This window comes from Pseudomonas azerbaijanorientalis (assembly GCF_019139795.1).
In the GTDB taxonomy this organism is placed as follows: Bacteria; Pseudomonadota; Gammaproteobacteria; order Pseudomonadales; family Pseudomonadaceae; genus Aquipseudomonas; species Aquipseudomonas laurylsulfatiphila.
In genome coordinates this window covers 3783873-3806492 of the sequence record NZ_CP077078.1, presented here as the reverse complement: position 1 = coordinate 3806492, position 22620 = coordinate 3783873, and the positions used below count along the sequence as shown (strand labels likewise).

The 22620-nt window shown below is 62.0% G+C and carries 21 protein-coding genes; 7 read left to right on the top strand and 14 right to left on the bottom strand.

The features are described from left to right. The first annotated feature begins 1 nt into the window (after position 1). Both KSS91_RS16840 and KSS91_RS16835 read left to right on the top strand, forming a co-directional pair. A complete protein-coding gene (locus KSS91_RS16840) occupies positions 2 to 1558 on the top strand; it encodes an ArnT family glycosyltransferase (protein ID WP_217835470.1) in 1557 nt (518 codons plus the stop codon). A gap of 259 nt (positions 1559 to 1817) precedes the next feature. Continuing rightward, on the top strand, positions 1818 to 2903 hold the full coding sequence (locus KSS91_RS16835; RefSeq protein WP_083884580.1) for an IS110 family RNA-guided transposase: 1086 nt from the start codon (positions 1818 to 1820) through the stop codon (positions 2901 to 2903). Positions 2904 to 3524: 621 nt separating this feature from the next. On the opposite strand, the gene ahr is transcribed toward KSS91_RS16835, so the two are convergent. Beyond that, positions 3525 to 4556 (bottom strand): NADPH-dependent aldehyde reductase Ahr, encoded by a 1032-nt coding sequence (gene ahr / locus KSS91_RS16830; protein WP_217835469.1) that lies wholly within the window; start codon positions 4554 to 4556, stop codon positions 3525 to 3527. A 200-nt stretch (positions 4557 to 4756) separates the two neighbouring features. On the opposite strand from ahr, the gene KSS91_RS16825 reads away from it, so the two are divergent. Beyond that, positions 4757 to 4957 carry a YbdD/YjiX family protein gene (locus tag KSS91_RS16825; protein ID WP_015095523.1) on the top strand — a complete coding sequence of 67 codons (201 nt, stop codon included), beginning with the start codon at positions 4757 to 4759 and terminating at the stop codon, positions 4955 to 4957. A gap of 13 nt (positions 4958 to 4970) precedes the next feature. Here the strand turns inward: KSS91_RS16825 and KSS91_RS16820 are convergent, their stop codons facing one another. The 6 genes from KSS91_RS16820 to KSS91_RS16795 form a co-directional block, all read right to left on the bottom strand. Then, on the bottom strand, positions 4971 to 5738 hold the full coding sequence (locus KSS91_RS16820) for a metallophosphoesterase (RefSeq protein WP_217835468.1): 768 nt from the start codon (positions 5736 to 5738) through the stop codon (positions 4971 to 4973). Between the two features lie 225 nt (positions 5739 to 5963). After that, complete coding sequence (locus tag KSS91_RS16815) at positions 5964 to 7436, bottom strand: aldehyde dehydrogenase family protein (RefSeq protein WP_217835467.1); 1473 nt, start codon at positions 7434 to 7436, stop codon at positions 5964 to 5966. Then, complete coding sequence (locus tag KSS91_RS16810; RefSeq protein WP_015095519.1) at positions 7429 to 8256, bottom strand: ABC transporter permease; 828 nt, start codon at positions 8254 to 8256, stop codon at positions 7429 to 7431. Before KSS91_RS16810 ends, KSS91_RS16815 begins: the two co-directional genes overlap by 8 nt. Position 8257: 1 nt before the next feature. Next, positions 8258 to 9175, bottom strand: a complete 918-nt coding sequence (locus KSS91_RS16805) for an ABC transporter permease (protein ID WP_217835466.1) — start codon at positions 9173 to 9175, stop codon at positions 8258 to 8260. A 31-nt stretch (positions 9176 to 9206) separates the two neighbouring features. Next, positions 9207 to 10349, bottom strand: coding sequence for an ABC transporter substrate-binding protein (locus KSS91_RS16800; protein WP_102702570.1), 1143 nt, complete (start codon positions 10347 to 10349; stop codon positions 9207 to 9209). A gap of 39 nt (positions 10350 to 10388) precedes the next feature. Continuing rightward, on the bottom strand, positions 10389 to 11504 hold the full coding sequence (locus tag KSS91_RS16795) for an ABC transporter ATP-binding protein (protein ID WP_217835465.1): 1116 nt from the start codon (positions 11502 to 11504) through the stop codon (positions 10389 to 10391). 558 nt (positions 11505 to 12062) lie between these two features. Between KSS91_RS16795 and KSS91_RS16790 the strand changes: the two genes are divergently transcribed. Then, a complete protein-coding gene (locus KSS91_RS16790; RefSeq protein WP_217835464.1) occupies positions 12063 to 12386 on the top strand; it encodes a DUF6124 family protein in 324 nt (107 codons plus the stop codon). A gap of 142 nt (positions 12387 to 12528) precedes the next feature. Here KSS91_RS16790 and KSS91_RS16785 read toward each other — a convergent pair whose 3' ends face one another. After that, a complete protein-coding gene (locus KSS91_RS16785) occupies positions 12529 to 13341 on the bottom strand; it encodes a response regulator transcription factor (protein ID WP_015095514.1) in 813 nt (270 codons plus the stop codon). A gap of 186 nt (positions 13342 to 13527) precedes the next feature. Next, the gene (locus tag KSS91_RS16780; RefSeq protein ID WP_217835463.1) at positions 13528 to 14457 is read right to left on the bottom strand and encodes a LysR family transcriptional regulator; all 930 of its coding nucleotides are present in this window, start codon (positions 14455 to 14457) and stop codon (positions 13528 to 13530) included. A gap of 107 nt (positions 14458 to 14564) precedes the next feature. Between KSS91_RS16780 and KSS91_RS16775 the strand changes: the two genes are divergently transcribed. Beyond that, complete coding sequence (locus KSS91_RS16775) at positions 14565 to 15317, top strand: 3-oxoacyl-ACP reductase family protein (protein ID WP_015095512.1); 753 nt, start codon at positions 14565 to 14567, stop codon at positions 15315 to 15317. Positions 15318 to 15350: 33 nt separating this feature from the next. Then, the gene (locus KSS91_RS16770) at positions 15351 to 15953 is read left to right on the top strand and encodes an NADPH-dependent F420 reductase (RefSeq protein ID WP_217835462.1); all 603 of its coding nucleotides are present in this window, start codon (positions 15351 to 15353) and stop codon (positions 15951 to 15953) included. A gap of 35 nt (positions 15954 to 15988) precedes the next feature. On the opposite strand, the gene KSS91_RS16765 is transcribed toward KSS91_RS16770, so the two are convergent. Further along, positions 15989 to 17224 carry an MFS transporter gene (locus tag KSS91_RS16765; protein ID WP_217835461.1) on the bottom strand — a complete coding sequence of 412 codons (1236 nt, stop codon included), beginning with the start codon at positions 17222 to 17224 and terminating at the stop codon, positions 15989 to 15991. 135 nt (positions 17225 to 17359) lie between these two features. Between KSS91_RS16765 and KSS91_RS16760 the strand changes: the two genes are divergently transcribed. After that, a complete protein-coding gene (locus KSS91_RS16760) occupies positions 17360 to 18133 on the top strand; it encodes an AraC family transcriptional regulator (protein WP_217835460.1) in 774 nt (257 codons plus the stop codon). Between the two features lie 41 nt (positions 18134 to 18174). Here KSS91_RS16760 and phnX read toward each other — a convergent pair whose 3' ends face one another. From phnX to psrA, 4 genes are all read right to left on the bottom strand, one after another. Further along, positions 18175 to 19002 carry a phosphonoacetaldehyde hydrolase gene (gene phnX / locus KSS91_RS16755; RefSeq protein WP_217835459.1) on the bottom strand — a complete coding sequence of 276 codons (828 nt, stop codon included), beginning with the start codon at positions 19000 to 19002 and terminating at the stop codon, positions 18175 to 18177. An 86-nt stretch (positions 19003 to 19088) separates the two neighbouring features. Further along, positions 19089 to 19961, bottom strand: a complete 873-nt coding sequence (locus tag KSS91_RS16750; protein WP_217835458.1) for a LysR substrate-binding domain-containing protein — start codon at positions 19959 to 19961, stop codon at positions 19089 to 19091. A gap of 53 nt (positions 19962 to 20014) precedes the next feature. Beyond that, positions 20015 to 21310, bottom strand: coding sequence for an MFS transporter (locus tag KSS91_RS16745; RefSeq protein WP_217835457.1), 1296 nt, complete (start codon positions 21308 to 21310; stop codon positions 20015 to 20017). Positions 21311 to 21439: 129 nt separating this feature from the next. Then, positions 21440 to 22531 carry an iron-containing alcohol dehydrogenase PsrA gene (gene psrA / locus KSS91_RS16740; protein WP_217835456.1) on the bottom strand — a complete coding sequence of 364 codons (1092 nt, stop codon included), beginning with the start codon at positions 22529 to 22531 and terminating at the stop codon, positions 21440 to 21442. Between the last annotated feature and the right edge of the window lie 89 nt (positions 22532 to 22620).

Here is a 22620-nt window from a genome sequence, read left to right as displayed (position 1 = left end):
CATGCGTAGATCGTTGTCGCCCCGGGTCGAGTGCCTGGGACTGATGCTGCTTGCCCTGTTGCTGATCGGCGCGGGGCTGGGGCTACGCCAGGCTCAGAACGTGGATGAGGAGCGCTTCCTCGGCGTCGCCCTGGAGATGCTGCAAAACGGCTCGTGGTTGATCCCGCACCGTGCCGCCGAGATCTACGGTGACAAACCGCCGATTTTCATGTGGACGGTGGCGCTCTTCACCTGGCTGACCGGCAAGCCCAACATCGCGCTCTACCTGCCGGGACTGTTTTCGGCGGTGACGGTCACGGCGATGGTCTATGACCTGGGTCGTCGCCTGTGGACCCAGCGTACCGGGCGCAACGCCGCGCTGCTGTACCTGGCGACCTACCAGACCTACAGCATCCTGCGCACCGGCCAGATCGACAGCTTTTTGATTCTGTTCACTTCGCTTGGGCTCTACGGTCTGGCGCGCCATCTGCTGCTCGGCCCGGCGTGGCGCTGGTTTTACGCCGGCTGCGTGGCCATGGGCATCGGTGTGATCACCAAGGGTGTGGGTTTCCTGCCGGCGCTGTTGCTGATTCCGTACGCCTATGCGGTGCGCAAGGGCTGGCCCGGTGTGGTGGCCATGCCTGGCGAGGCGCGCAAGTGGTTGCTGGGGGTTGCGCTGATGCTTGGCGCCATCGCGATCTGGCTGTTGCCCCTGGCCTTGTCGATCATCCTCAATGGCAGCGCCGACGAAATGGCCTATGCGCGGGAGATCCTCCTGCGTCAGACCGCGGGCCGCTATGCCGCGGCATGGCATCACCGCGAACCGTTCTGGTACTTCTTCACCAAGGTGATTCCGCAGTATTGGCTACCGTTGGTGCTGGTACTGCCATGGCTGGTGCCTGCCTGGCGCCGGCAGTTGCAAAAACGCGACGGCAGGGTTTTGGTATTGCTCGGTTGGGTGGTGCTGGTGGTGCTGTTTTTCTGCATCAGCACGGGCAAGCGCAAGTTGTACATCTACCCGGCGCTGCCCGGGCTGGTGCTGGTCGCCGCGCCGCTGATTCCTTGGCTGCTCAAGCGCTGGTTCAAAAAGCACCCGCGTTGGCGTCGAGTGTTCCCGGCACTGGTGGCAACCTGGTTCGCGCTGTGGTTCGCCCGGGGTTTCATCGAACCGCTCAAGGACGGCACCAATATTGATCAGGTGCTCATGGCGCAGGCGGCGACCATGACCCGGGGCGCCGATCTGGTACTGGTCAACTGGGAGGAGGGGCACTGGTTGTTCGCCCGCCAGCCGATCGTGCATTTCGGCATGGAAAACTCGTCCATCGAAAAGGCCGCGCTGTATCTGCGCGAACACCCCAAGGCCTACGCGTTGGTGCCGGATGACGTTTTGAACCAGTGTTTCAACGCCGAAGCGGCCCGTGAGCTGGGCGAAAACGCCCGGGCGAACTGGTCGATCGTGGGCGCGGATGCCGACAACGGCAAATGCCAGCCGCCTGAAACCGGCAAAGCCTATCGGTTCAGCTGGAATGACCCGCACATGCCAATGGCGCCGGCGCAGGCGCAGGCAGCCAATCCCTGAGGACAAAAAAGGTCCTTCACGTATTCCCGGGAGCCTGTAGGAGCCAGCCTGCTGGCGATGGACTCAAGCGCGCCGCGTTCATCCAGCTCACCCGCGTTATCGTTAACGACCATCGCTGGCAAGCCAGCTCCCACAGGGGACCGTGCCCACGCTAAAACTGTAATTAAATGGACTCGCCCAAGCCGAGGCGTCTGTGCGCCGCGGTGGCATTCTTATAGAAGCCAACGACAGCGAGGGCGAGGCCATGAAAAAGCATACGATGTTCAATCAGTCTTTGTCAGCCGACGAGTCGGCGTGCACGACCGTTGCGGTAGATCTTGCAAAAAAGGTCTTTCAGGTCGCCGGGGAGGATGCTCTCGGCCAGGTAAAATTCGAGGATCGAATCAAGTCCCGCGAGGCCTTCCAGGTATTTCTGCACAAGCTTCCCGAGAGTGTGACGGTCTTGGTGGAAACCGGGCCAGGCGCTCAGGCGTGGGCGCGGTTACTGCAAATACAGGGCAATCCGGTCCGCATCCTGCCGGCCCAGCTTGTTGCCAAACATCGCTGTGGCCCGAAAAATGATCACAACGATGCGTTCGCTATCCTACGTGCAGGCCGCGATAGCACGATTTCAGCCGTTCCGGTCAAGAGCCCGGCGGCGCTCGCGATGCAGGCACTGCACCGAGCTCGACAGGGATATATACGGCGACGCACGGCGGTGGGCAATCAGATGCGCGGTTTGCTGCTGGAACATGGCGTGGCTCTGGCGCAGGGCGAAATGGCGATCAGCCAGCTCGTGCCTCGGATATTGGAAGATGTTACCCAGCCATTGCCCGATCTACTGCGCGAGCTGATCGCCGAACTGCTGGGTGAATGGAGTCAACTGGGTGAACGCGTCAACGTACTGACCGGCCGACTGGAAACGGCGGCGAAAGAGAGTGAGATAGCGAGGCGGCTGATGACTGTGCGCGGTGTTGGTCCAATCATCGCCACGGCGCTGCTGGCCAAGCAGACCGAGCCTGAACGCTTCGCCAACGCCCGGCAGTTTGCCGCGTACTTCGGGTTGGTGCCCAACCAGCACAGCAGCGGCGATAAAATCCGACTGGGCAAGATGTGCAAACATGGCGATGCCTACTTGCGCAGTCTGACGATCCAAGGAGCCCATGCTGTTTTAAGGCAGATACGATCTGACTCACAGCAGCCGGACGACCAACGTCTACAGCGTTGGATCTCCCGCCTGGGGCGCAAGGAGGCGGCAGTGCGATTGGCCAACCGCAACCTGCGCATTCTCTGGGTACTACTACAAAACGATCAGACTTATCATCGCCGGCCGGGAAATGGCCCCGAGGTGGCGATGAGTCACTGATCAATAGCGTTCTGCCACCGGGGCGTTAAGCCGCTCCAACCCATGCTAAAAAACATTGACCCCAGGTCAGACCGTCGCGGATTGATGCCTGGGCTCCTACCGGCCCTTGAGGCCTCACTGTAATCGGCATACCGCGCGCTTATCCAATGTTGGCCAGAAGCCGTTCAAGGCTTCCTCAAACAGGCCTGATACATAGATGCAACCGGGCAGCAGTGTTTAGAAGCAGGTTGAAAGTGGGGGCGAGTCCATACATAGGAGCCAGCCTGCTGGCGATGGACTCAAGCGCGCCGCGTTCATCCAGCTCACCCGCGTAATCGTTAACGACCATCGCTGGCAAGCCAGCTCCCACAGGGGAACGTGCCCACTCGGGAAAACTGTAGGAGCCAGCCTGCTGGCGATGGACTCAAGCGCGCCGCGTTCATCCAGTTCACACGCGTTATCGTTAACGACCATCGCTGGCAAGCCAGCTCCCACAGGGGACCGTGCCCACGCTGAAACTGTAGGAGCCAGCTTGCTGGCGATGGACTCAAGCGCGCCGCGTTCATCCAGTTCACACGCGTTATCGTTAACGACCATCGCTGGCAGGCCAGCTCCTACAGGAGACCGCGTTCGGCTCTCCTGTCACTGGCTGGCATCCAGCACCACGCGGTAGCGCGCCTTGCCGCTGCGCAAGTGATCGATGGCGTCGTTGATCCGGCTCATGGGAAACATCTCGACCTGCGGCAGGATCTGATGGCGGGCGCAGAACTCCAGCATCATCGCGGTGTTGGCCGGTGAACCCACCGGTGAGGCGGACATGGTTTTTTGCTGGGGAATCAGGTTGAACACGTGCACCGGAATCGCGTCGGGCACGACGCCGACAAAGTGCAGGCGCCCCTTGCCACGCAGGGTGGCGAGCATGGCGGTCCAGTCGAGGTTGGCGTTGGCGGTGACCAGAAGAAAATCCAGGGTGCCGGCAATGTCGTTGAGCGCATCGGAGTCGGTCGAGGCAACCACCTTGTGTGCGCCCAGGCGCCTGGCTTCGTCCTGCTTGCTCAGCGATGAGGTGAACGCAGTGACTTCGCAGCCCCAGGCGTTGAGAAAGCGCAGCGCCAGGTGACCAAGGCCGCCGATACCCACCACGCCGACCCGGTCGGTGGGCTTGATGCCGAATTCCACCAGCGGGTTGAACACGGTCGAGCCGGCACAGAACAACGGCCCGGCCATTGCCGGGTCGAGCCCGGCCGGGATCGGCAGGGCCCAGGCCCAGTGCGAGCGGACGCGGTCGGCAAAGCCGCCGTTGCTGCCGATGATGGTCGGTTGCACCGTGCTGCACAGGTTATGCGAGCCTTCGATACAGGACGTGCAATGCATGCAACTGCCCTTGTACCAGCCGATGCCCACCCGTTGCCCCAGTTGCAGGCCGCGCACCTGGGGGCCCATCCGCACGATACGACCGACCACCTCATGGCCGGGAATGAACGGGTAGCGGCTGATACCCCAGTCGTCGTCGATCAGCGACTGATCGGAGTGGCAGACGCCGCAATACTCTACGGCGACTTCCACCTCATCGTTGCCCAACGGACCGGGATCGTAGCTGTAGCGTTCCAGTGGCGCGCCCGCTGTCGTGGCGGCCCAGCCGGTAAAGGTGGTGAGTTCGCTGCTGTCGCTCATGGGATACCTCCAGATCAGAAGTCAGGGGGCTTGGCCGCTCGGGAGCAGCGGCGGAGCGAGGAAAGTGTAGCGGGTTGCCGGCGTCGCATCGGGCGCGAGCCTGGATACTTGAAAATACAAAGGCGCCCGATCTGGACACAATGCCGATACATGAGCGCGGTTTCATGGGGCCAGGTCCCACGACAACAGAGAGCTCCGCCATGTTCCGCAAACTGCAGCAGGTCGCCAGAATGTTCAGCCAGAGCGCCCGATTGATGGTCGGCGTTCCCGAGTACGACAACTACGTGGCACAAATGGCCCGCAACCGTCCGGGCGAGCCAGTGATGAGTTATGAAGCGTTTTTCCGCGAACGCCAGGAAGCGCGTTTCGGTCGGGGCAAGTGCAATACGCGGTGCTGCTGACTCGAGAGTTACCTCAGAAATCCAGATCAATCACGAAGGCATCATCGAAGTCGGGGTTTTCGTTGATGCCGTTCTTGGCATAGCCCCGAGGGTTGCAGACCACGCGGGTGTTGCCCACCCGATAATCAAAACTGCCATGGGTGTGGCCATGCAGCCACAGCGCCGGCTGCCAGTCTTTGATCCGCGATTCGAGATCCGAGACAAAACTCGAGTTGACAGGCGAATCGGCAAAGGTCGGGCTGATGCTCGATCGTGTCGGGGCGAAATGCGAGACCACCACCGTGGGCGTGCTGCTGTCGCGGGCGAAGCAGTCTTCCAGCCAGGCGACCGTCTGCAGAAACACCAGCTGGGAAATGGCCGGCGTGAACAGGTCTGGAAAATCGGGGGCGATCTTGATGTGGCTGAAGTCACGGATCAGTTGAATCGCCAGGTCGATGCCCAGCGCTCGATCCTCGGGGCTGTCGAGCAGACGATAGTCAGACCACAAGGTGCAACCGAGAAAACGCACGCCGTCGTGCACGTACTCCTTACGTTCCAGCACGTGGATCTGCGTGCCTTGCGCCAGGCTGTTCAACTGTTCGTAGGTGGAGACCAGGTCACTGCCATAGAACTCATGATTGCCCGCCACGTACAGCAGCGGAACCGGGCACGCCCTGGCCCACTCGATGGCCTTGGCGGGGCGCGCGATGTCCCCGGCGAGCACGACAATATCGGCGTCCACGGCGGGAAAGGGGACCGCGTTGACGGACAGGTGCATGTCGGACAGCAAGGCGATGCGCATGGATCAACTCCGGCGTGTCTTGGAGGGCTGGTCAATCAAGTTACGCGTTGTGAGCCCGTCGCCACAACCCTGCTCCCACAGTTTGATCTTCAGTGAACGCCAATCCCACGGCTGGCCAAAATCCCTGTGGGAGCGGGCTTGCCCGCGAAGAGTCCGGCAAATCCAATAGAGATATTGACTGAACTACCGCCTTCGCGAGCAAGCCCGCTCCCACAGTTGACTGGTTTACTTCAAATACCACCCCCAAGGCTGGTCACTGACGTACTCGGTCACCTGCTTGACCTCCAGGTAATTGTGCAGCCCCCATTGCCCCAGTTCCCGGCCGATGCCGCTGTGTTTCATCCCGCCCCAAGGCGCTTCGACGAAGGTCGGTTGCGAGCAGTTGACCCAGACGATCCCGGCGCGCAGCTGGTTGGCGACCCGGCCGGTGCGCTGCAGATCGGCGCTCATCACGGCGGCGGCCAGGCCGAAGCGGCTGGCGTTGGCCATTTGCACGGCTTGTTCTTCGGTCTTGAAGCGCTTGATGCACAGCACCGGGCCGAACACTTCTTCGCGCCACAGAATGCTGCTGTGGCCGGGCTCATCGAAGATCGCCGGCTCAATGAAATACCCTTCGGCCAGATGCGCCGGGCGCCGTCCGCCGGTGAGCAAACGGGCGCCACTGGCCAGGCCCTGGTCGATGAAACCGAGCACCTTGTCGTACTGGCCCTGGCTGACCAGCGGACCCAGCAGCACCCCGGGCTGCATGCCGGGGCCAATGCTGATCTTGCGGGTTTCCTCCACCAGCCGTTCGATCAGGCGTGGGGCGATGCTTTCCTGCACCAGCAGGCGTGACGTGGCGCTGCACACCTGGCCCTGGTTCCAGAAGATCCCGAACAGAATCCACTCCACGGCGGCTTCGACATCGGCGTCATCGAATACGATGAAGGCCGACTTGCCACCCAGTTCCAGGCTGATGTTCTTGATGTCCCGCGCCGCCGCCGACATGATTTTCGTCCCGGTGGGCACGCTGCCGGTGAAGGCCAGTTTGTCCACGCCCGGATGCTCGGTGAGCGGGCTGCCGGCGTCGGCGCCGAGGCCGGTGACCAGGTTCAATACCCCGGCGGGCAGGCCGATACGGTCGGCGGCGGCGGCCAGTTCCAGGGCGGTCAGCGGCGTCAGCTCGGACGGTTTCAGCACCACCGTGGCCCCGGCGGCCAGCGCCGGCGCCACTTTCCACGCGGCCATCAGCAGCGGGTAGTTCCAGGGAATGATCTGCCCGGCCACGCCTATCGGTTCGTGGCGGATGCGGCAACGGAAGCGCTCGTCCGGCAAGGCCAGCGGCTGGTCCTGCTGCTGATCCAGTTCGCGGGCCAGACCGGCGTAGTAACGAAAGCAACCAATCGCATCGCCAATGTCCCACTGCGCTTCGGGCAGCGGTTTGCCGTTGTCGCGCACTTCCAGTTCCGCCAGTGCCTGTTTGCCGGCCTCCAGTTCATCGGCCAATGCCTCCAGCCACTGCGCACGCTCGGCGCCGCTGGTCTGACCCCAACCATTATCGAAGGCCCTGCGAGCGGCGCGCACGGCATGGTCGACATCTTCTTCAGTACCCGCTGCCACGCGGTGCAAAACCTGTTCGGTGGCAGGATCGATCACGTCCAGATAGCCACCCAGGTCCGGGCTGACCCATTCGCCGTTGATGTAGAGCTGATCACGCATGGTGCGACTCCTGGACGCCGGTGCGGCGGTTTTGCAGATGGCGGGAAGTGAACAGCAGGGCCAGCGACACGCAGATGATCACCGTGGAAATCGCGTTGATCTCTGGCGTCACGCCGCGGCGGATGGAGGAAAAGATGTAGATCGGCAACGTCGTTTCGGAACCGGCGACGAAGAAGGCGATGATGAAATCGTCGAAGCTGAAGGTGAAGGCCAGCAGGAACCCGGCCATGATCGCCGGGCTGATCTGCGGCAGGGTCACCCGCCAGAAGGTGTCCATCGGGGGGGCGTAGAGGTCCGCCGAGGCTTCCAGCAAGGCCTTGTCGAGGGAATCGACGCGGCTGCGCACGATCACCATCACCAGGGCCATGGTGAACAGCGAGTGTGCGGCGATCACGGTGAAGAACCCCATGTTCAACTTCGGCACAGTGGGCAACCAGCTCGCCAGCAGCGGGTTGATCAGGTCGAACAGGCTGATGAAGGCGATCAGCGTCGAGATACCGATGACGATACCGGGCACGATGATCGCGCAGTAGGTCAGCGCATCGAACAGCAGGCGCACCTTGGCGCCGCAACGCTGCAAGCCGAACACCGCCAGGGTGCCGAACAGCGTGGCGATCACCGCCGAGCTGAAGGCGATCAGCGCGCTGTTGCCCAGGGCTTCCATGATGAAGGGGTTGCCGAACGCGGTACCGAACCATTGCACCGAGCAGCACTGGAAGGCCAGGCCACTGCGCCCGGCGTTGAAGCTGAACAGTACGATCAAGGCAATCGGCGCGTAGAGGAACAGGTACAGCGAAGTGGAATAGCTGCGCAGCCACATGTCACAAACCTCCGTCGGCAGGGCGGCCGCCGTAGCGCGCCACCAGTTTCAGATACACGCCGATGATCAGCAGCATCATCGCCACCAACGTCATGGCCAGCGCACTGCCGAACGGCCAGTTGCGCGATTGCAGGAACAGGTCGACCAGCGCATTGCCGACAAAGAACACCTTGCCGCCGCCGAGAATGGCCGGGATCAGGAACTCGCCCATCAGCAGGATGAACACCAGCATCACCCCGGTGATGATCCCCGGCGCGGACAGCGGCAGGGTGATCCGGCGAAAGCTTTCGAAGGCGCTGGCGCCCAGGTCGGCGGACGCTTCGAGCAGGCGCTTGTCGAGTTTTTCCAGGCTGACGTAGATCGGGAACACCATCAGCGGCAGGTAGCCGTAGACGATGCCGATCAGCACCGCCCACGGCGTGTTGATCAGTCGCACATCCTCCAGACCCAGGCTGGCCAGCAGCGCCGGAATGCCTTTGCCGCTGAGGATGAAAATCCACGCATAGGTGCGGATCAGAAAACTGGTCCAGAACGGCACGATCACCAGGGTCAGCAACAGCGAACGGTTCCGGCTGACCTTGACCGCGAGGAAGTACGCCAGCGGATAGGCCGCCACCAGGCACACCAGTGTGCCCAGCGGCGCGAGCATCAGCGTGTTGCTGAACGCTGCGCCGCGAGAGCCGAGGTTCAGGTAGTTGGCCAGGGTGAAGCCACCGGCGTAACCGCCCACGGCGCTGCGCTCGCCGAAACTGAAGACCAGGATGATCACCAGCGGCATCAACAACAGCAGCAGGAACCACAGGGTCGAAGGCAAGAGCATCAGCAGGGTGATGCGCCGGCCGAGGCTGCGCCGCTGGCGAGCCTCGACCGACAGGGCATGGCCCGGCTGCACCGTTTGCGGGTGGGCGGCGGCATTCATGGATGACTCCTCATTGGCCATGGTCAGGCGATCAGGCGGACTTGAAACGCGCCATCAGTTCGGCGCGGGCCGGGCTGGTCAGCGTCGCGGCGGCACCGAACTCAAGCGGGCTCAAGGCCTCGGCGGCCGGGTACATGATCGGATCGTCGAGCATCGCCACAGGCAGCAGTGCGTCGACACGCTTGTCGCCGCTCGGGTAGCCGTGGCTCAGCACTTCCAGCTTGTTGTGCTGCGGATCGAGCAGGTAGTTGATGAATGCGTAAGCGGCGTCCTTGTGCTCCGAACTTTTGGGAATCGCGAAGAAGTCGCTCCACAACTCGCCCCCTTCCTTGCCCAATTCGAACTGCATTTGCGCGTTGTCGCGGTGCAGTTGCGAAGCGTCGCCGGTCCAGGACATAGCCAGCCAGGCATCACCGCTGCGCATCGACGGTTGAATGTCGGAGTTGATCGCGAACAGGTGCGGCTTGACCTCGATCAGCAGCTTTTCCGCGTCGGCCAGTTCTTTCGGGTCCAGGGAGTTGAAGCTGTAGCCGAAGCTTTTGAGGGCGTTGCCGATGGCGGTCAACTGGTAGTCGTGGACCATCGTCCGGCCACTGGCCGGGCCCTGGGCGGCGACCCAGAATTCCTTCCAGCTGGTCGGGCCGTTTTTCAGCTTGCCGGTGTCGTAGAGCATGCCGGTGGTGCCCCAATTTTTCGGCACCGCGTAGACCTTGCCGTCCACCGTGCCCTGGGCCATGAATTTCTGCTGGAACGCCGAGGCATCGAAGTTGGGAATGCGCGACAGGTCCAGCGGTTCGATCAGGCCCAGCCCGACGTAGGTGCTGATGGTGTAGTTGGTCGGCACCAGCACGTCCCAGCCACTGCCGCCGGCCTGCAATTTGGCGAGCATTTCTTCGTTGGAACCGAACACGCTCATCGACACCCGGGCGCCGGTGGTCTTGCCGAAGGCGTCGAGGTTTTCCTGGCTGTGGTAGTTCGGCCAGGTCGCCAGCGACAGGCGATCACCGAGCTTGGCTTGTTCGGCGGCCTCGGCGCTGGAGGTCAGCAGGCCGGGCATATTGGTCGCGACCACGGCGGCGGCAATGCCGAGGCCGGTGCGACCAAGGAACTCGCGGCGGCTGATCGAGCCGTTCTGCCAGCTGCGCAGGGTTTTGATAAAGGTCTTCTGGTCCATAACACGCTCCACATCCGGTTGATGAAACGAATCGATGATTTACAACGCCATGGCCAACCCATTGGCGTGATCCCAGCCGACGCGAACCGCTGCGCCGTGTTCGAAGGCATTGGCGCCGTGATCCTGCTGGCGCGGCACCCGCACGCAAACCACGCCGAAGGCCTGGGTGCGTACGCGGTATTCGGTGGAGTTTCCCAGGTAGATCCGGTCTTCGACGCAGCCCGGCAGCTTCACTTCGCGGCTCATCTCGGTATTGGTGTCGGCGATGCTGATCAGCTCCGGGCGCACCGCGATGCAGCCGGCTGTGTTGGCGCTCAGGGCTTTGCCGGTAGGCGTCAGCGGGCTGGTCAGTTCCAGACCCTGCTCGGTACGCAGCACCACCGAATTGCCGTTGAGCTGGCGCACGGTGCCGTCGAACAGGTTGGACTCGCCGATAAAGTCGGCGACGTAGCGGCTGGCCGGAGCCTCGTAGAGTTGCTCCGGGGTGGCGGTCTGGATGATCGAACCGTTGTGCATCACGCTGATGCTGTCGCTCATCGACAGGGCTTCTTCCTGGTCGTGGGTGACCAGCACGAAGGTGATGCCGACCTCGCGCTGCAAACGCAGCAACTCCGATTGCATCTCCTTGCGCAGCTTGCGGTCCAGCGCGGCCAGCGGCTCGTCGAGCAGCAACACCGTCGGCTTGTTGACCAGCGCGCGGGCGAGGGCAACACGCTGTTGCTGGCCACCGGAAAGCTCGCTCGGCTTGCGCTGGCCAAAGCCGCTCAGGCGCACCATTTCCAGCGCTTCATCGGCCATGCGCAGTTGCTGTTTCTTGTCCGGGCGCGGTGTGCGATAGCGCAGGCCGTAGGCAATGTTCTGCGCCACGGTCAGGTGCGGGAACAGCGCGTAATGCTGGAACACCATGTTCACCGGCCGCTCGAACGCCGGCACACCGGCCACGCTCTTGCCGGCCAGGCGAACCTCGCCGCTGGTGGGCTGTTCGAAACCGGCGATCATGCGCAGGGTAGTGGTCTTGCCACAGCCCGAGCCGCCGAGAAAGGAATGAAACGAGCCACGCCGCACCGCGAAATCCAGACCGCTGACGGCCTGCACCTCGCCATAGCGTTTGACCACATTGCAGAATTCGATATCGCTTGGCGGGGTGTTGTTCACGAGGCGGGCTCCCTTGCAGTGATGAATCAGTGCGTCGGGGGCCAAACTAACAATGGGGGTTTTGCGGTGTATATATCCCTACGGGGATAGAAGCAGATTGTTGTAGGAGCGAGCTCGCTCGCGATGGACTCAAGAGCGCTGCGTTCAGCCAGTCATCCCGCGTATTCGTTAACGACCATCGCGAGCAAGCTCGCTCCTACACAAAATGCAGATGCGTGTTTAAAGACATCCGGGGTTACTTCGCGAAGGCTACACCACCTTGCGTCGATGCCTACAGGTACGCCAGAATCCGCCGGCTTGTGCGCCTTGGGCCTGGGTTTTATCGTTTGCCGGTCGCTGGATAACAACAGTGATCGGGTTTGGTAGCCCGGCTATGTGAGGTGCAAAGCGTCATCATCTGCAGCGTTTTTCTACTCTGCTTTATGGTGGCCATGCACAGGGCGCCTTCGGGCGCGCCGGTCTCCTTGCATCCCGGTCTACCAACCTGCGTATGGCCACCACCCTACGTTTGGTAGCGTGAGAGTGATGGCTCCTTTTTACAATGCGAGGAGTTTCACTATGTTCAAGGTCACACCCAACCCGCCTGACACTGATCCGGCATCTCCGTGCGAAAGCCTCGATTACGACCTCAACCCCGGCCCCCAGATCATGGCGACGCCGCGCAAGCCCAGCACCATGTTCATCGTCAATCCCGAACTCAATACCGAAACCTTGCTGGTGCACGCCTGCGAGTCGCTGGCGTCGGCCAATGTCATGGCCAACGATCTGGTGGATCATCTGGAAGGGCCGAGCCGCAATGCATTGTTGGGTATTGCGCAGGTGATCATGTTGGGGGAGTTGGCGGTGAACCGGGCACTGGATCAACTCGATCCGCCTGAATAACCACACCTATCCAGGCAACACAAAGACCTGTGGGAGCGGGCTTGCTCGCGAAAGCGATATTCCAGTTGCCATATCAGTTGCCTGACACACCGCTTTCGCGAGCAAGCCCGCTCCCACAGGGTGTTGTGCTAGCTGACAGGTATCAGGCTTGCAGCCTGAGGCCGGGATCCTCCGTCAGCTCCCGAATGAACAACCCCAGTAACTCCGACTGGCTGCCAATGCCCAGCTTGGCGTAGATGTTCTTGCGGTGAATTTTCACCGTGCCGGGACTGATGTTCAGTTGCTCAGCCACCGAAGCACTGGAGTGGCCGCGCAGCAACAGCTGGACAATCTCCTGCTCGCGCCCGGTGAGGATGTGCGCGCCGAAGTGGTCGAAGGCTTCGCGGATCTTGAAGTCCAGGTCCTGCGCCGGTCGCGGTTGCTGGGCCTGGCGCATGCGCCAGGCTTCATTGATGACTTGCTCGACCACCGCTTGCGCGCATTCGACGAGCTGCATTTCGTCCCGGCTGAAGGCGCAACTGGCACTGGAACGCATCAGCGACAACACCGCCATGGCGCCGTTGCCGAGGTCGACGAAAAACGCCACTTCCTCGGCCAGCCCTGTTTGCTGGTAATAGGTCAGGAAGTATTCGCCAAGGTAGAAATGGTCGGGGGCGAACTGGCGCAGACGCCACAGCCCCGGCGCCTGCCCGCGTGTACAAGCCAGGTAGAACGGATCGAGCAGGTAAGGCCCGCACTGGTAGTCGTCGACATACACTGCGCGCTTGTCTGCTGAGAACGTATCGAACAACGCCAGTGGCCGGTGATTGCCTTCGTAGACAAACAACACGAAATGATCGACCGGGCAGATTTGTCGAAGCCAGTGGCTTAACCCCGACAGCCGCGCATGCCCGGCAGGCAGGTCGAGCAGGTGGGCGACTCCGGTGGTCCAGAGTTTCAGTTCCTTGGGGCGCATGGCGACTACAGGCAGAGGAGGATGGCCTTTGGATGCACAAAGTACGCCATGGCGGGTGGCCCCGTGTGGAGCGGGGTGGCGCACGGCAAGGCGTTTAAAAGACGCACCGCATTGGGGCCGGGTGTTACCGAGTGCTACAGGGCTGGTAGCAGAAATGATCAGGAGCACAGGTGGCTTTCCCTGAGCTCAACCCTCGCTCCCGGAAAACCTGCGCGCCAGTTGTCGCTGTTCAAATGCCTCGCTGACGAAGTCGATGAACGCCCGGGTCCTGGTCGGCATGAGGGCGCGTGTGGCGAAGTACATGGAAATGGTGCCGGCATCGGCGTACCAGTCCGGCACCAGGCGCAGCAGATCGCCGCGTTCGATCCAGCCTTGCACATCCGCCACGGCGAGAAACCCTACGCCAAGCCCCAGCAATACCGCCTCGCGCACGGCAACGGGATCGTTGACGATGATGCTTTCCCTGACTTGCGCGGGCACTTCCACGCCGGCCTTGTTGCGCATGTTCCAGTACCGTACCCGACCGGTCTGGGGGGATCGCATCAAGATGCCTTCAAGGTCTTCGAGTGCGTCCGGGGTCGCGGGGACAGGACGGCCCCGCAGGTAATCCGGTGAAGCGACAGCGATGACATGAGCAGGGGCCAACGGTCGTGAAATGACGCCTTGGGCCAGCTCAAAGCCAGCGCCGATGGCCACGTCATAACCATCGGCGATCAGGTCTACCTGGCGGTTCTCGAAATGCCATTCCGGGCGAATCAACGGATAACGGGCCAGAAACGCCGGCAGCAGGGGCAGCACGTGGCTGATGCCAAAGGTTGGCGCCATGCTCACCTTCAGTTGCCCGCAAGGTTCGCCCTGATCGGTCGCCACTGAACTGATCGCGTGTTGCAAGGCGTCGAGGTTGCCGCCGATGGACGCCAGGAAATGCTCGCCGGCTTCGGTCAATGTCAGCTTGCGGGTCGAGCGATGGAACAAGCGGACGCCAAGGTTGCGTTCAAGCATCGCCACATTGCGGCTGACAGCGGCGGGCGTCAGGGCGAGATGACGGGCCGCGGCCGAAAAGCTACCGGTCTGCGCGCTACGGACAAAAGACTCCAGATTGGCCAGGGTTTCCATCGCTCACCTGATACGAATGCTTGAAAGTGATTTAAGTCATTGCACTCTAATCATTAAGTATTGGCGCGGCCATGATGATTTCACCTTAACCCGAGAGTGAATCCATCATGACGACCCAAACCCTCCCGCTTGCAGGAAAAGTTGCCCTGGTTACCGGCGGCTCGCGTTCGATCGGCGCGGCCATTGCCAGGCGCCTGGCCGCCGACGGTGCGCAGGTGGCACTGACCTACAGCGCCTCGCCGGACAAAGCCCGGGAAGTGGTGCAGGCCATTGCCAGCGAAGGCGGCCGCGCCATTGCGATTGCGGCGGATGCCGGTGAACCGCAAGCGATGCGTGCGGCGGTTGCGCAAACCGTCGACACCTTTGGGCGTATCGACATTCTGGTCAACAATGCCGGCCTGGCCCTCGGCGGCCCGATCGAAGACATCGAGTTCGAAACCTACCAGCGCATGATCGCGGTCAACGTCACCGGCGTGTTCGTGGCCACCCAGGAAGCCGTGCGCCAGATGAAGGACGGCGGCCGCGTCATCCATATTGGTTCGTCGATGACCCGTTATGCCGCATTCCCCACTGCCTCTCTGTACACCCTGACCAAAGGCGCGATCACCGGTTTCAACCGCAGCCTGGTGCGTGACCTGGGACCAAAAGGCATCACGGTCAACACCGTGCATCCGGGCCCGACCGATACCGACATGAACCCGGATGGCGGCGCGGTCAGCGATTTCGTCAAGCCCGGCATCGCTGTTGGCCGCTACGGCCAGCCCCACGAAATTGCCAGCCTCGTGGCCTTCCTCGCCGGCCCCCAAGCGGCCTTTATCACCGGCGCTGACATCGTCGCGGACGGCGGTTTCACGGCTTGATCCATTTCTTTCATTGAACGAGGAGTTTTCACCATGACCACTATCGGTGTGATCGGCGCGGGGGCTATAGGCAGTGCTTTTGCCCGGGCAGCGGCAAGCAAGGGGATCAGCGTCATCCTTTCCAACAGCCGTGGCCCGGCGTCGCTGGTTGAGCGGGTCAGGGAACTGGGGCCGCTGGTCAAGGCCGGCACCCGGGAGGAGGCCGCCGCACAGCCGATCGTGCTGGTCGCGGTGAACTGGTCGAAGTTGCCGGCAGCACTGGCAGGGCTGCCGGACTTCGCCGGACGGATTGTGATCGATGCCAACAACCCGATCGAGGCACCGCTGTTCAAGGGCGTCGACTTGCAGGGCCGGACATCCAGCGCGGTGTTCTCCGAGCTGGTACCCGGTGCCCGGGTGGTCAAGGCATTCAATCACCTGCAACCGCAACTGATTTGCGCCGACCCGGGGAGGGAAGGCGGGCGCCGCGTGCTGTTTTTCTCCGGCGATGACCCGCAAGCCAGGGAGACGGTCGGTGGCTTGATCAACCGCCTGGGTTTCTTCGGCATCGACTTGGGCGTGCTCGACGTCGGCGCCCGGCTGGTGCAGTTTCCTGGCGGACCTTTGCCGGCACTCAATCTGGTCAGGTTTGCCTGACCAGATTCAGGCGCCTTTCATTGCCGCAACCGCCATCAGCGCCCAGACACCGACGGGCGCTGCCCAGTAGACGGCAACAGGATCGTCAGAATCCCCAGCAGCGGCAGGAACGAACACAGCGTGTACACGTACTCGATGCCATGGATATCGGCCAGGTGCCCCAGCAGCGCAGCACCGATCCCGCCGAATCCGAACATCAGGCCGAAGAACACCCCGGCGATCATGCCGACGTTGCCGGGCACCAGTTCCTGGGCGAAGACCACGATGGCCGAGAATGCCGAGGCGAGGATGAAACCGATGATCATGCTCAGCACGCCCGTCCAGAACAGGTCGACGTAGGGCAGGACGAGGGTGAACGGCGCTGCGCCGAGGATCGAGAACCAGATCACCCGCTTGCGGCCGATCCGGTCGCCGATCGGGCCGCCAAAGAACGTACCCGCCGCGACGGCACCGAGGAACAGGAACAGGTACAGCTGCGAATTGGCTACCGACAGGTCGAATTTCTCGATCAGGTAGAAGGTGAAGTAACTGGTGAAGCTGGCCATGTAGAAGTATTTGGAAAACACCAACAGCGCCAACACGATCAGAGCGAAGGTCACCCGCCGTTTCGACAGGCCGTGGGTGGCCTTGCTGCCTTGCTTGAGCTTGAACAGGTTCAGGTGATTGCGATACCAGCGGCTCAGGCCGTATTGCACGAGGATGGCGAACACCGCGAACAGGCCGAACCAGGCGACGTTGCCCTGGCCATAGGGAATGATGATCGCGGCGGCCAGCAAGGGGCCGAAAGCGCTGCCGGCGTTGCCACCGACCTGAAAGGTCGACTGTGCCAGGCCGTAGCGCCCGCCCGACGCCAGGCGCGCCACCCGCGAGGTCTCCGGGTGAAAGGTCGACGAGCCAACCCCCACCAGCGCCGATGCCACGAGAATCGCCGGGAAACTGCCGACCATCGACAGCATCAGGATACCGATCAGGGTGCAGACCATGCCGGCCGGCAGCAGCCATGGTTTGGGATGACGGTCGGTGTAGAAGCCGATCCAGGGCTGTAGCAATGAGGCAGTGAGCTGGAAGGTCAGGGTGATCAGACCGACCTGGGTGAAGCTCAGGCCATAAGTGGCCTTGAGCATCGGGTAGATCGACGGCAGCACGGCCTGGATCAGGTCGTTGATCAGGTGCGCCAACGCACAGGCGCCGATGACGCGCATGACCAGGGGGCTGGCCTGGCTGGCGACCGAGACGGTGGGTGAGGGCGAGCTGAGGGTGGTGGTCGACATAGGCAGGTTTCCGGATAAAAAAACGCGAGCCGCGAACGCAAGGCGCAGCCAATTTCAGGGTTCGGCGTTATCCTATGGCCCACAAAGTCGCCCGTCTCGCGCAACTCGGGCGCGGACCATCGCAAAAAGGGCGTCATGATCAAGCCATTACAGACATTTCTTGCGGAGATCGACCAGGGCGGCTGGAGCGTTCGCAGCAGTGCGACCGACTACCCGGAAAACTGGTTTATCGCGCCGCATTCCCATGAAAAGCATCAACTGATCTATGCCATCGAAGGCGTGATGGTGGTGCACGCCGCCACCAGCCAATGGACGGTGCCGCCGAGCCGTGGCATCTGGATGCCGAGTGGGGTAGTGCACTGGATTCGCTGTGTCGGGCCGATCAAGATGCGCAGCGTGTTTGTGCACCCCGGCGCGAGCCCGGACCTGCCCGGTGAAACCCGCGCGGTGAGTGTGTCCGCATTGCTCAGTGAGCTGATCAAGGTCTCGGTGGATTTCGATTTCAATGGCGACCCGGACTCGCGGGAAGCCCGGGTGCTGCGGCTGATCCTGGATGAACTGACGATACTGCCGACCTTGCCATTGAACCTGCCGCAGCCCAGCGATCAACGGATCAGCCAGATCTGTAGCGCGTTGCAGCAGGACCCGGGCGATGGCTCGACCTTGTCGGACTGGAGCGCGCGGTTGAGCCTCGACGCCAAAACCATCCAGCGCCGCTTTCGCAAGGAAACCGGCATGACCTTCGGCCAATGGCGCCAGCAAGCGCGACTGCTGCTGGCGCTGGAACGCATCGCCGTCGGGGAGAAGATCATCGACATCGCCGGGGAGTTGGGGTACGACAGCCCGAGTGCGTTTACGACCATGTTCAAGAAGCAGTTCGGAAAGACGCCGAGTGATTTTTTCAAGTGAGGCGGCCGCCCGTGGGACGGCCGCTTGACGCCTGAATCCGTTCAGGATACTTGCGGTGTTTCACCCCGGGCCAGTCGGGCATTGATGTCTTCGATGACCGCCGGCAGATCGACGATGGTGTCGATCAGGTAGTGCGGGCGGGAGCCATCGAACATCTTGACGATACGGGCCCGCTCACTGTCCAGCCTGTCGGAAGGCAGGGCTTTGTATTGCTCGTAGGTCAAGCCCAGGGCATTGCCGGAACAGGTCAGCGCGACCGTCCACATCCCGGCGGCACGGCCTTCGAGAATGCCGGGCCAGGTGTCGTCGACCTTGACGCAGGCGGCGACGTCGCTGATCCCCAGGGCAATCACGTTGGCCAGGGCCTGGGCCGGATAGGGGCGGCCGTTCGGCACCTCATCGGTGGCCACCACATGGTCCGCCACGTAGCCATTGTGCCGCGCCAGTTCGACCAACTTTTCCATGACCACGGCCGGGTAACCGGAGCACGAACCGATTTTCAGGCCCTTGTCGCGCAGGGCATCGATGGTGTTCAGCGCGCCGGGTATCAGGGCCGAGTGCAGGGCGATTTTCTCGATCTGCAGCGGCATGAAGCGTTCGTACAGTGCGGTGACATCGTCATCGGTCGGCAGGCGGCCAAACACGGCACGGTAGCGCTCGGCGATCTGCGGCTGATTGCACAGGGTGCGGATGTGATCCCACTTGCCCATGCCCATCGGGCCCCGGGCTTCTTCCAGAGAAACGGCGACGCCGAACTCGGCAAAGGCCTCGACGAAAATCTGCGTGGGGGCGAAGGAGCCGAAATCGACAACGGTGCCGGCCCAGTCCAGGACCACGGCTTGCAGTTGGGTCGGTTGTTGGTAGTTCATGGTATTTCTCCATTTTTTGTTGTGGGCAGGCCGTCCCTCCTGTCGCCAGGAAGTAGGCCTGTGGATTGCTCAAGGGTGAGACGAAATCAGGTGGCCGGCGTTGGGCTCGAGTCGAACAGCTCCGCGATCATCGGCCGGTTTCGGCGAATGCCCAGGCAGCACAGGTGGTAGTCGATGGAAAACGGGTGATTGACGAAGGTGATCGGTTTGGTGCCGGGCGTTTCGGTGTACTCGACGGCCGAGACGAAACCGATACCGATGCCCTTGGCGATGGCATGGACGATGGCCTCGCGGCTGTTCAACTGCATGACGCAATTGAGGGCGACGCCCAGGCGCTTGCAGCTTTCCTCTACCAATTGGCGAGTGCGGGAGCTTTTTTCCCGCAGCACCCATTTCTCTTCGCTGATCTGCTCGACCTGTACTTCTTTCTGCCGGGCCCAGGGATGGTCCTCGCGCACCACCGCAATGATCGGGTAGCGCCGGTAAAGCTGCGTGTCAAAACGCTGGTCGAATTCGGACAGGGCCAGGATCGCCACATCGATATCGAAGTTGAACAGGCGATCCAGGGTCTCTTTTTCCGGAGAAAACGAGGTTTCCAGCTCGATGTCCGGGTGCCGCTGCATCAGTTCGTAGGTCAGGTTCATCGCAATGGGCGGGGACACCGCGCCCAGGCGCAGCATGCCGGTCTTGCGTTGCTTGAAACTCTGCAGCAGTTGCACGGCTTCATCCTCCTGGCCGAACAGGCCCTGGGTGATCGCATAGAGTTGGTGCCCGGCGGCACTCATTTCGATAAAGCGGCCGCGGCGATGGAACAGCTCCACGGAAAACTTCTTCTCCAGGGCATTGACCTGCTCACTGACCGTGGGCTGGCCGACGCTCAGGTACTCGGCGGCGAGGGTGAAGCTGCCGGTCTTGGCCACTGCATGAAATGAACGTAGCCACTTGTGGTACTGGTACATAGACGATCCTGTTCAGAAGCCGCGCCTTCGATTCAACCTGCCGTGCCCGGCAATCAACGCCTGATGAACAACGCGACAATCGCACTGCACAGGCAGGCGCTGGTGACCACGATGAAGATCAGCGAGGTGTTGCCGGTACTGTCGAGCATACTGCCGATCAGCGGTTCCGCCAGGCCGGCGAACAGATAGGAAGAGAAGTTCATCACGCCGGTCGCCGTGCCGGCGCGCTTGGCGCCCACCAGGTCCGGGCACAGAGCCCAGAAGCTGGAAGCGGGGCCGTACACGAAGAAACCGCAGAGGAACAACGCCACAAGGCCGGTCGCGCTGTGGGGGGCAAGGGTCCACATCCACAAACTGGTGGCCGCACCGAGGAACATGTAGAGCATGATCGCCAGGTAACGTTTGGAGCCGAACAGCTTGTCCGAGATCCAGCCGTTGCTCAGCGCGCCGATGGCCATGCCGACCGGAAGGGCCACGGTGATCCATTTCGGATCGATCATGCTGTCGCCGCTTTTCCAGTTGGCGCCCAGAAAGTGCACCGGCACCCAGACGATCAAACCGTAGCGGGCAGCGTTCTGGAACCCCAGGGACAAGGCGGCGATGATCAGGCGAAAGTTCTTCAGTACCGCTTTGTAGCGTTGCGCCGATGTTTCGGTTTCACCGTGCGCCACCTCATGGTTCTTGTCCTCGGCGTTGGCCACGCCCGTGTCGGCCAGCGGTTCGAACCCCAGGTCTTGCGGACGCTCGCGGGCCACCAGGTAGAAGAGGATGCCGCCCGCCAGCATGAGCAATACGGGCAGGCGGAAGATCCAGCGCCATTCCAGATGCATCACTTCCAGCACGATGATCGAGGTCACGTAGGAAAGAACGGAAGCGCAACCGGCCGCGAACACATACAAGCCGTAGACCTTGCCGCGTTCGCCCGCGCTCCACCAGTTGGAGATCAGCCGACTGCCCGGCGCCCAGCCCAATGCCTGGAAGTAGCCATTGATGCCCCAAGGCAAAATCAACGCGGCAAAGTTGCTGGCGAAACTGGTCACCCAGTTGGCGCCGCAGGACAGCACGGCGCCCAGGGTCATGATGCGTCGGCCACCGAACTTGTCGGCGAGGTTGCCGTTGATGGCCTGGCCGATGGCGTAGGCCCAGAGCATGACGGCCGATACCCAGCCAAGGTGCTCTTTGGTAAAGCCGAACTCGGCCTGGATACCGGGAATGGCGAAACCGAACGTTTGTCGCCCGGTATAGAAAAACAGATAGCAAAACATGGCGGCCAGCAGCATGCGCCACTGGGCGACGCGAAACGATGCAGTGTGTACGGCGAGACCTGGCATGGTTTGGGCACGATTCATGATCTTTTCCTTATTCTTGTTCGTTCCCTGCGAGTTGCGGCGCAGGGTGCACTCTTTTTCAGGTGCGGCAGGAAATCGTCGCGGCTCGTTACGCCGCTGGCAGTGTAGTGTCTTGGGGGCTGTCGAGCCCTAGGCCGCTCGTGAGCCGATGAAGTTCTTGCCGCGTGCGCCCTGCAGGGCGAAATCGATCATGACTTGCGCCTCTTCGGCCGTTACGCCGTAGTCGGCGAATTCGGTCTTCACATCCAGGCTGTGCAGGAAGGCGCGCAAACAGGCCTGGGCTTTATCCAGGTCTGGTCCGAAAACCCGTTGCAGGGTCTTGTCACGCGTTGCGTCGTGGCCCCAGGCAAGGCCCAACACCAGAGGCAAGGTGAAGGAGCAGGCGATGCCGTGGGGCAAGCCGTAGTGCAGGGTCATCTCATAGGAAATGGAGTGGGCCAGCGCGGTCTTGGTGTTGGAGAACGCCATGCCCGCCTTGAGTGCGGCGAGGGCCATCCGTGAACGCAGTTCCTGGCTGGACAGGTCACGCCGCAGCAAGGGCAGGCATTCGAGGATGTCCTCGATGGCAGAGATGGCGAAAGTGTCGGAAAGCGGGTTGGCGTTGATGTTCCAGATCGACTCCAGTGCGTGGGACAAGGCATCCAGGCCTGTGGAGACGGTGACGCTGGCCGGCACCGTGAGCATCAGTTGCGGATCGATGATCGCGACCTTTGGCCAGGTACAGTCCAGGTGCAGGGAATACTTCTTGTGGTTGGCCGCGTCCCAGATCGTCGCCCAAGGCGTGACTTCACTGCCGGTGCCTGCCGTGGTCGGGGCTGCGATCAGCTGTTTGCTGCGTACCGGAACGAAGGGTTTGCCGCTTGCCAGCAATGCCAGCAGTTCATCGAAGCGGCCTGACTCGGTGCCGACAATCAGCGCTTTAGCCGTGTCGATGGCACTGCCGCCTCCGACGGCAATCACCGCATGGCAATCGCCGGCTTCCTGCCAGAAGCGTTCATAGGTCGCGCGCAGTTGCGCGACATCGGGGTTGGGCTGGACATCTTCGATCACGTAGACCAGACGTTCACCCAGCAGCGCCTGGAGGCGATCCACCAGCCCCAGGCCACGGGCTTCGGGAAAGGTCACGATGGCAACGTTCTGGTGTTCGGTGATGGCGGCCAGCTCTTGCAGGCTGCCCCAGCCGAAACGGGTATCCACTGGGTTGTGAAATCGGGCGGTCATGGCGGGTCCTTGGTTTTTGTTGTTGGAAGTGACGCCATGCTCGCGGTCCACGGACTGCTGCACAAATCGATAATTCGCAGGTTTGAATC

Coding starts and splice junctions, on each gene's coding strand:
- KSS91_RS16840 (WP_217835470.1), top strand. CDS start 2: ATGCGTAGATCGTTGTCGCCCCGGGTCGAGTGCCTGGGACTGATGCTG.
- KSS91_RS16835 (WP_083884580.1), top strand. CDS start 1,818: ATGTTCAATCAGTCTTTGTCAGCCGACGAGTCGGCGTGCACGACCGTT.
- ahr (WP_217835469.1), bottom strand. CDS start 4,556: ATGAGCGACAGCAGCGAACTCACCACCTTTACCGGCTGGGCCGCCACG.
- KSS91_RS16825 (WP_015095523.1), top strand. CDS start 4,757: ATGTTCCGCAAACTGCAGCAGGTCGCCAGAATGTTCAGCCAGAGCGCC.
- KSS91_RS16820 (WP_217835468.1), bottom strand. CDS start 5,738: ATGCGCATCGCCTTGCTGTCCGACATGCACCTGTCCGTCAACGCGGTC.
- KSS91_RS16815 (WP_217835467.1), bottom strand. CDS start 7,436: ATGCGTGATCAGCTCTACATCAACGGCGAATGGGTCAGCCCGGACCTG.
- KSS91_RS16810 (WP_015095519.1), bottom strand. CDS start 8,256: ATGTGGCTGCGCAGCTATTCCACTTCGCTGTACCTGTTCCTCTACGCG.
- KSS91_RS16805 (WP_217835466.1), bottom strand. CDS start 9,175: ATGAATGCCGCCGCCCACCCGCAAACGGTGCAGCCGGGCCATGCCCTG.
- KSS91_RS16800 (WP_102702570.1), bottom strand. CDS start 10,349: ATGGACCAGAAGACCTTTATCAAAACCCTGCGCAGCTGGCAGAACGGC.
- KSS91_RS16790 (WP_217835464.1), top strand. CDS start 12,063: ATGTTCAAGGTCACACCCAACCCGCCTGACACTGATCCGGCATCTCCG.
- KSS91_RS16785 (WP_015095514.1), bottom strand. CDS start 13,341: ATGCGCCCCAAGGAACTGAAACTCTGGACCACCGGAGTCGCCCACCTG.
- KSS91_RS16780 (WP_217835463.1), bottom strand. CDS start 14,457: ATGGAAACCCTGGCCAATCTGGAGTCTTTTGTCCGTAGCGCGCAGACC.
- KSS91_RS16775 (WP_015095512.1), top strand. CDS start 14,565: ATGACGACCCAAACCCTCCCGCTTGCAGGAAAAGTTGCCCTGGTTACC.
- KSS91_RS16770 (WP_217835462.1), top strand. CDS start 15,351: ATGACCACTATCGGTGTGATCGGCGCGGGGGCTATAGGCAGTGCTTTT.
- KSS91_RS16765 (WP_217835461.1), bottom strand. CDS start 17,224: ATGTCGACCACCACCCTCAGCTCGCCCTCACCCACCGTCTCGGTCGCC.
- KSS91_RS16760 (WP_217835460.1), top strand. CDS start 17,360: ATGATCAAGCCATTACAGACATTTCTTGCGGAGATCGACCAGGGCGGC.
- phnX (WP_217835459.1), bottom strand. CDS start 19,002: ATGAACTACCAACAACCGACCCAACTGCAAGCCGTGGTCCTGGACTGG.
- KSS91_RS16750 (WP_217835458.1), bottom strand. CDS start 19,961: ATGTACCAGTACCACAAGTGGCTACGTTCATTTCATGCAGTGGCCAAG.
- KSS91_RS16745 (WP_217835457.1), bottom strand. CDS start 21,310: ATGAATCGTGCCCAAACCATGCCAGGTCTCGCCGTACACACTGCATCG.
- psrA (WP_217835456.1), bottom strand. CDS start 22,531: ATGACCGCCCGATTTCACAACCCAGTGGATACCCGTTTCGGCTGGGGC.